We start from the raw sequence: 7,087 nt of genomic DNA, 5'->3' as shown, positions 1-7,087 counted from the left end.
GAGAACTGAGCCGGATGCACGCATCCGGCGAATACTCTATCAGCGATCTTGCTGAGCTCTTCTCCGTCTCAAGACCGACCGTCTACAGGACCCTGCAGCGAAATTCGGCAAAAAATATGCCTTAGCGTAGGATCCTGCCCCCTCCGGCATCAGACCCCAGACGCCGCAATCGCGTCCCGAGGCGCTGGAACAGGCGCGGGGGCGCAGCAATGTCACCATCACGCTGCGCGACTATCGCTGCGGTCCGCTGTTTGGCGTGGCGGTGTGGGGGGGCGAGCTGCCGCCGCTGGCCGAGGCGCTGCGGCATCCGGTCTTCGTGCCCTATCTGGGGCGCAAGTCCTGTCCGCTGGCGGCACCCCTCGACCCCAGGATCGTGACGGCGGACGGCCCCGGCCAGGCGCTGGCCCTGCTGCGCCTGCCGCCGTGGCACGGCGGCGCCGTGGCGCGCGTTATGGCCTGCGACGCGGATCCGGCCGATGCGGCCGCCGAAACCCGCCACGACCGGGTCATCGACCGGCGCAGGTGGCATTTTGCCCCGCGCCGGGTCGCGATGGTGCCGGTCGAGATCGCGCCGGAGGTGGCGGGATGACGCTGTATCTCTCGCGGCTGAACCTGTCGCGCGATCCCCAGGCCAAGGCGCTGGAGGCGCTGTTGCAGCCCTCGGGCGAGGGGCCGCGCATGGATGCGGATCACCGGCTGATCTGGTCGGCCTTCGCCGGAGATCCGGCGCAGCAGCGCGATTTTCTGTGGCGATCCGAGGGCAGGGGGCAGTATCTGGTGCTGTCCCGCCGCCGGCCCGAACAGACGCCGCTGTTCCAGCCCGTCGAGACCCGCGTCTTCGCACCCGATCTGCGGGCCGGTGACCGGCTGGCCTTTGCCCTGCGCGCAAACGCGACGCGGACCGAAAAGACCGGTGAGACCTCATCCGGCGGGCGCGACCGCAAGCGGCATGTCGATCTGGTGATGGACGCGCTTTTCCCGCTGAAACAGGGCCGGGCCGAGGCGCGCATGCGGGCCGCGCAGGAGGTCGCGCTGCGCTGGCTGGCGGGGCAGGGGGCGCGGGCCGGGTTCAGCGTCGGACAGGTGGTGGCGGGCGATTATTCGGTCAGGGCGCTGCCTGGCCACCGGGGCAGACGCGGCGGGCAGCCGCAGTTCGGCGTTCTGGATCTGACCGGGATCATCTCGCTTGCCGATCCCGAAACCTTCCTGCCGGCACTGGCGCAGGGTTTCGGCCGGGCCAAGGCCTTCGGCTGCGGGCTGATGCTGATCCGGCGGGCACCGGGGGGCTGATGAAGGGCCTGCCGCCACCCGCACCGATCCCCCTGAAGGACCGGGCCTCGCTGGTCTTTGTCGAGCGCGCGCAACTGGATGTGCAGGACGGCGCCTTTGTGGCGGTGAATGCCGACGGCACGCGCACGCATATCCCGGTGGGCGGTCTGGCCGGCCTGATGCTGGAACCCGGCGCCCGGATCAGCCATGCGGCAGTGGCGCTGGCGGCGCGCACCGGCACCCTGGTCACCTGGGTCGGCGAGGCGGGGGTTCGGCTCTATTCCGCCGGCCAGCCGGGCGGGGCGCGCGCCGACAGGCTGTTGTGGCAGGCCTCGATCGCGCTGGACCCGGCGGCGGCCCGGCTGCGGGTGGTGCGGCGCATGTACGAGCTGCGCTTTGGCGAGGCGGCGCCGGCCCGCCGCTCGATCGACCAGCTGCGCGGGATCGAGGGGGTGAGGGTGCGCGAAACCTATGCCGCGCTGGCGCAGCAATACGGGGTCTCGTGGACGCGCCGGTCCTATGATCCCAGGGACTGGGAGGCGGGCGATGTGCCGAACCGCTGCCTGTCGGCCGCCACCGCCTGCCTGCACGGCCTGACCGAGGCGGCGGTGCTGGCGGCGGGCTATGCCCCGGCCATCGGCTTTCTGCACACGGGCAAGGCGCTGAGCTTCGTCTATGACATCGCCGATCTCTACAAGCTGGATACGGTCGTTCCCGAGGCTTTCCGCGTCGCCGGCCAGCACCGCCGGGGCCGGCTGGAGATGCCGCCCGACCGCGCCGTGCGACTGGCCTGCCGCGATGCCTTCCGCCGCGCGGGCCTGCTGCAAAAGATCATCCCGCGGATCGAGGAGGTGCTGTCCGCGGGCGATCTGCCCCGTCCCGAAGCGCCACCCGAGGCCGCCGGCCCGGCCTTTCCCGACGACCCCGCCGGCGGGGACGGGGGCCATCGCGGATGATGGTGATCGTCCTCGTCAACGCCCCTCCGCGCCTGCGCGGGAGGTTGGCGGCCTGGCTGCTCGAGATCCGCGCCGGGGTCTTCGTCGGCGATTATTCCGCCCGCACCCGAGCGCGGATCTGGGACCAGGTCACGGCTCATATCGAAGAGGGCGATGCGGTGATGGTCTGGAAGGCGCCGACGGACCAGGGCTTCGACTTCGCCACGGTCGGCCGCAACCGCCGCATGCCGGTGGATTTCGACGGGCTGAAACTGGTCCAGTTCCTGCCCGAAAGCAGCGGCGGAAATCGGTAGGGAATTTGACTTTCCGTTTCTACCGGCAGATCAATGGCTTCCAACAAGACTGTTCCCCGCCCACGCGGGGATGAACCGGCGTATGTCGTCGGTGAGCGCGGGCCAGAGATCTGTTCCCCGCCCACGCGGGGATGAACCGTGTCGGGCCGCTCGGCAACCGATAGATGCTGTCTGTTCCCCGCCCACGCGGGGATGAACCGACCCGTGGCGAGAAGATCGCTCGTGAACGCGCCTGTTCCCCGCCCACGCGGGGATGAACCGCTGAATGACCCCGCCCGCGTCCGGGCAAAGCCCTGTTCCCCGCCCACGCGGGGATGAACCGGTCGGAACTGTATGAGGCGCTTGAGACAGCGACTGTTCCCCGCCCACGCGGGGATGAACCGCCGCAGGATAATAGTATCCATCACTCGAAACGCTGTTCCCCGCCCACGCGGGGATGAACCGGATCGCCCCATTTGGTGCAGAATGTAACCTGCCTGTTCCCCGCCCACGCGGGGATGAACCGGAACCTATCGGGGGCATGTGGTCGCAACGCGCCTGTTCCCCGCCCACGCGGGGATGAACCGATGAGGGGCTTTTCGATCATGGCATGGCGGTCCTGTTCCCCGCCCACGCGGGGATGAACCGGGAATCCGCGTATGACGATGTATCAATGTCTGCTGTTCCCCGCCCACGCGGGGATGAACCGCTGGAGAGGCGGATGTGACGGCCCGCGCCGCGCTGTTCCCCGCCCACGCGGGGATGAACCGACGCCGCGACCGTGGCAATTCAGCGCATCGCGCTGTTCCCCGCCCACGCGGGGATGAACCGGCCCGATAGTAATCCTCTATCGTCAGCGTCGACTGTTCCCCGCCCACGCGGGGATGAACCGGCAATCGGGATGCTGAGCGCGAGCAAGCAGGCCTGTTCCCCGCCCACGCGGGGATGAACCGATCACGCCCAAGGGTATGACCAGGTTGGCGCACTGTTCGCCCCCTTCGCGGGGGCGTGGATCGAAACAGGCGAACCGCGACCAGATCATGAAGGTCGTGGGGTCCCCGCATTCCGCGGAGCCCGGGAGGTACCCGTCGCCGGCTATCGCCGCGCCCTGATCGCCTGGGCAATCCTTGCGCGCCTGGTGCCATCGGCCTGATCGGTGGCCCAGGCGCAGAGTGCAAGCCGGGCCGGGGCGGTCAGGCAGGTCACGGGCGCGGGGCGACCGGTCAGGGCAGCCTGCAGGCCAAGGGTGTGCGCCTCGTCACCGATCTGCGGGCCTCGGGCGAGAACGCCCCCTCCCACCGGGTCCTGGTCGGCCGCGCCGAAATCGGCGCCGCATGGACGAAGAAATCGAACGAGGGCCGCGAATACCTGGGCCTGAAGCTGGACGATCCGAGCTTCGCCGCGCCCATCTACGCCAACCTCTTCGATGACGAGGACGGCGAGGGCTACAGCCTCATCTGGTCCCGCCCCAACACCCGCCGCGGCGACTGATCGCCAAGGCAAAGGCCCCGGTCCAAAGACCGGGGCCGAAAGCCCAGCTTTTGTCGATAAAGTACCCTCGAACGGCGCCGTCACGCTGAGAGTGCGGTCTTATCTGGCATCATTGACGAGTGCCGCAGAACGCTCACCAGCTAATTCGATCACCTGATCCTGAGCGGCCCGCGCAGCCGCAGTTGCGGCGGCAAACTCGGGAAGGCGAACGCTGTCGAGCGCCTTCATGAGACTCGTAGTAAGATCGGCGATGGCTGTTTCCGCAGCACCTTGCGACAGGCCGATCGTGCGCGCGAGCGTCATGAAATCGCCGCGCGTCAATCGGTCATCCTTGCCATTCAGCTTCAATGCCATGCGATCACCGGCAAGACCGGGGAAGACCCGCGTCGTGACCGCGTCATAAAGCGGCGCGAAGCGAACCGAGGTGAATGACTTTGCCTTGGCCTCTGCGATCTTGAGGAGGGCGAGATTCTTCAGGTGCATGTCGCCATCAGCGATCAACCAGGCAAAGACGGCGCGCCGGAACAAGATGTCGAGGTCCCCCGTCGGGTCTGTAGACAGGGACCGCAGGCCGCGTGCCATGCGTTCGATTGTTCCGTCGTATTTCGCCGATGCAGGCAGATTGAGGACGGAACAGAAGTCTTCGAGCGCGAACCGGCGCAGATCCTCTGGGCCGCGACGAATGTCGAAACGCTCGACGATCAGGGCGGGCGACATGCCGTCCGGCATCGCAGTCAGTGCGACATCCGGCGCGGTGAGGCCTGACGCGCGGCCAACTTCCAGGCAAAGCCATTCGACAATTGGCAGCATCTCGAAGCCGGCCGTTCCGGCGGGCTTCAGGATATGCGTGAAGGGGAGATCAATTGCCGGCACGAGTGAGCCGTCCTGCGCGAGGTGCATCGGGGCCTTAATCTGGACACCCGAAAGGCGCGGCGTCTCGGCGCGCGCATAGATCTTCGCAAGGTTCTGCTCGAAACTCTCCTCGATCGCTCCCCGCGCCGGGCCAGCATAGCGCCCCGTGAATTGGCCTGCTTCCATGAAATCGCGTAGCGGGGTCGAGAGGAAATCCTGCGGTAGGTCCGCTCCGGTCTCGTCTGCTGCGACCACTGTGATGTTCGACATATACCTTTGCCCGCGACGTAGCGCTTCACGGTCATCGCGCTCCTGCAGCACTTGCGCAAGCCAGCCTTCCGGCAGGAGCGATTCAATGAAGGCCGGGAGCTTCCCAGGTGTGGTTTCTCGGACAAGCGTCGGCCCAGTGCGCCGGGTCGGTTTCCAGCGCCATTCGAAACCGTCATGGGCAAGGTGCCCGAGCGGCTCGCCGTGCCAGGCGACAAGAAGATCGAGCGCCGCCTTGTTTGCCGGTGGCTTAGGTGCCCCAGGCTGTGCCAGTAGGTAGCGCTCAGCACCTTCGCCTTCGCGATACCAGTTGTTCTCGCGCGCCAACGCCCAGATTGCATCCGCGGCCGCCTTGGGGGAGCCATGTTCTTCGACGAGGCGGGCTGCCATTTGCGCCCGCATCTCTGTGTTGATGGCTGTGGCATGTTCGCTGCGCAGGCGGAAGGCTTCCAGGAAACGCTGTCGGGGCGAAGAAACCGGGACCCGTAACTCGCCCAAGTCATCGCCCACGATTGCCGTTGCCGTGGAAGGGTGCGGCGGGGCTTCGTTCTGCACGATCTCCAGACTGCGCAGCCTGGTGCGCTGGTTGCGTCGGCCGCTGATGAACAACCGGCCATCCTGCGTAGGCGCCAACAGAGCTGCGCTCGCCGATGACAGGTAGGCATTGGGGTAGAGGTATTGTGCGATGCGGATCGCATGAGCCAAGACGACCGCGTCAGCATCGACGCCATCATCGACATAGATGCCGCGTACCAGTTGGATGATCTCTCCGGCCTGTGCGCGTTGGTGGGCGCACCTGGCATCGAGTGTTTCACCGACGAAGTGGATCGCCATAGGACCGATCTTTCCGCATTTCAGATGCGCGAAAATTCCATGGTTCGAGGCGAAAGGCAAGAATTTTCTCGCATCTCACATGCGCGATAATTCTGGGAAAGGGTTTGAGCAAGGCGAGGCAGCGTTCCAAGCAGGATGCAGCAAGAACAGTGGCGGAAACGGCGCGGTGTTTCAGCCTGATGCCGTTGAGTTTCCAAGGTGGCGGTCCGGCCCGACCATATTCATCGATGGCAATTTCTCCCTCATGCTTCTCGGTCTGAACCACGCTGATCGATAGCGACCAACGTGGCCGCAAGGCTGGCGGGCGTTGGGCATCCTGTGACGGGGCAGGGCACCTGTCCGGGGTCAAGCGAGCCTACAGCCACGGCAATCCGGCAGGTTTTGGGGCCGGATGTTGAGCTGATCATCCCGCCGCCGAAAAATGCCATCCCGGGCGATTGCGATGCGCGCAATGCCCATCTCGAGATGATTGCCGAGCACGGCCGCATGGCTTGGCAAAAGGCCACCGGTTATGGGCAACAATCATGCGGCGAGGCTCAAATCGGGCGCTATAAGGCGGTGATCGGACCGAACCTGCGGAGCCGCAAAATGGAGACCCAGACAACCGAAACCAAAATCGCCACCCGCGCCCTGAACCGCATGACCCAGTTAGCGTCCGAGGACGTTCTCTAATCGCCTTGGTCAAGTGCTGATCCGCATTTGCGTTATTCTGCGCGCCGGGCTCTGAGGTGTTGATTGCCACTGAGAATTGACCCGGCATTGTCACCGAGATCTGACCCACCCGGTTGTTATGTTCTGCGCGTCATGTTGGCGTCAATGCAGATGTCTCCTTTCGTTTCTTTTTCGCCGTCTCGGAACTGGCCTTGAATCGATAGCTGTCATTTCCGGTCTCCAGAATGTGGCAGCGATGGGTGAGGCGATCGAGCAGCGCGGTGGTCATTTTGGCGTCCCCAAAGACCGTGGCCCATTCACTGAAGCTCAAGTTCGTCGTGATGATGACGCTGGTGCGCTCGTAGAGTGTAACCGCCCGGTTGTTACCGCGGTTACTCAGGCGGCTTGGGCCTGAGTGTCGGCGATCGGCGTCCAATTCCACGGGAGGAGCTCGTCGAGCCGGTTGATCTTGTGGTCATGGATGCGGTCGAGCAC

The 7,087-nt window shown here is 65.8% G+C and carries 8 protein-coding genes, 1 pseudogene and 1 CRISPR repeat array; of the genes and pseudogenes, 7 read left to right on the top strand and 2 right to left on the bottom strand.

The genetic code is table 11. From position 1 onward, the window contains the following. Positions 1-14: 14 nt before the first annotated feature. From KNW02_RS19755 to KNW02_RS21330, 6 genes are all read left to right on the top strand, one after another. Entirely contained in the window at positions 15-125 is a 111-nt protein-coding gene (locus KNW02_RS19755; protein ID WP_252734144.1) for a helix-turn-helix domain-containing protein, read from the top strand. Positions 126-148: 23 nt separating this feature from the next. Further along, complete coding sequence (locus tag KNW02_RS19750) at positions 149-589, top strand: type I-E CRISPR-associated protein Cas5/CasD (RefSeq protein WP_216034902.1); 441 nt, start codon at positions 149-151, stop codon at positions 587-589. Further along, complete coding sequence (cas6e, locus tag KNW02_RS19745) at positions 586-1,290, top strand: type I-E CRISPR-associated protein Cas6/Cse3/CasE (RefSeq protein WP_216034900.1); 705 nt, start codon at positions 586-588, stop codon at positions 1,288-1,290. Before KNW02_RS19750 ends, cas6e begins: the two co-directional genes overlap by 4 nt. Next, positions 1,290-2,225, top strand: coding sequence for a type I-E CRISPR-associated endonuclease Cas1e (gene cas1e, locus KNW02_RS19740; protein WP_216034899.1), 936 nt, complete (start codon positions 1,290-1,292; stop codon positions 2,223-2,225). Before cas6e ends, cas1e begins: the two co-directional genes overlap by 1 nt. Beyond that, on the top strand, positions 2,222-2,518 hold the full coding sequence (gene cas2e / locus KNW02_RS19735) for a type I-E CRISPR-associated endoribonuclease Cas2e (protein WP_216034898.1): 297 nt from the start codon (positions 2,222-2,224) through the stop codon (positions 2,516-2,518). The genes cas1e and cas2e overlap by 4 nt, the downstream gene beginning before the upstream one ends. A gap of 49 nt (positions 2,519-2,567) precedes the next feature. Next, positions 2,568-3,450: a CRISPR direct-repeat array (repeat unit 29 nt; unit sequence CTGTTCCCCGCCCACGCGGGGATGAACCG). Between the two features lie 109 nt (positions 3,451-3,559). After that, entirely contained in the window at positions 3,560-3,988 is a 429-nt protein-coding gene (locus KNW02_RS21330) for a DUF736 domain-containing protein (protein ID WP_431356777.1), read from the top strand. Between the two features lie 99 nt (positions 3,989-4,087). Here KNW02_RS21330 and KNW02_RS19725 read toward each other — a convergent pair whose 3' ends face one another. Further along, positions 4,088-5,941 carry a HipA domain-containing protein gene (locus KNW02_RS19725; protein WP_216034897.1) on the bottom strand — a complete coding sequence of 618 codons (1,854 nt, stop codon included), beginning with the start codon at positions 5,939-5,941 and terminating at the stop codon, positions 4,088-4,090. A 285-nt stretch (positions 5,942-6,226) separates the two neighbouring features. Between KNW02_RS19725 and KNW02_RS19720 the strand changes: the two genes are divergently transcribed. After that, positions 6,227-6,613: a hypothetical protein gene (locus KNW02_RS19720; protein ID WP_216034896.1), complete on the top strand. Its 387-nt coding sequence runs from the start codon at positions 6,227-6,229 to the stop codon at positions 6,611-6,613. A gap of 130 nt (positions 6,614-6,743) precedes the next feature. On the opposite strand, the pseudogene KNW02_RS19715 reads toward KNW02_RS19720, so the two are convergent. Further along, positions 6,744-6,959, bottom strand: a pseudogene (locus KNW02_RS19715) (ATP-binding protein); the annotation flags it as partial. Positions 6,960-7,087: the final 128 nt, after the last annotated feature.

The organism is Paracoccus marinaquae, from assembly GCF_018860165.1.
Classification (GTDB): domain Bacteria; phylum Pseudomonadota; class Alphaproteobacteria; order Rhodobacterales; family Rhodobacteraceae; genus Paracoccus; species Paracoccus marinaquae.
The sequence above is the reverse complement of the archived record's forward strand: the minus strand, read 5'-3'. Positions and strand labels throughout refer to the sequence as shown.

What these genes read in the sequence shown, in the direction of transcription:
- KNW02_RS19755 (WP_252734144.1), top strand. Translation starts at nt 15, where the DNA reads ATGCACGCATCCGGCGAATACTCTATCAGCGATCTTGCTGAGCTCTTC.
- cas6e (WP_216034900.1), top strand. Translation starts at nt 586, where the DNA reads ATGACGCTGTATCTCTCGCGGCTGAACCTGTCGCGCGATCCCCAGGCC.
- cas1e (WP_216034899.1), top strand. Translation starts at nt 1,290, where the DNA reads ATGAAGGGCCTGCCGCCACCCGCACCGATCCCCCTGAAGGACCGGGCC.
- cas2e (WP_216034898.1), top strand. Translation starts at nt 2,222, where the DNA reads ATGATGGTGATCGTCCTCGTCAACGCCCCTCCGCGCCTGCGCGGGAGG.
- KNW02_RS19725 (WP_216034897.1), bottom strand. Translation starts at nt 5,941, where the DNA reads ATGGCGATCCACTTCGTCGGTGAAACACTCGATGCCAGGTGCGCCCAC.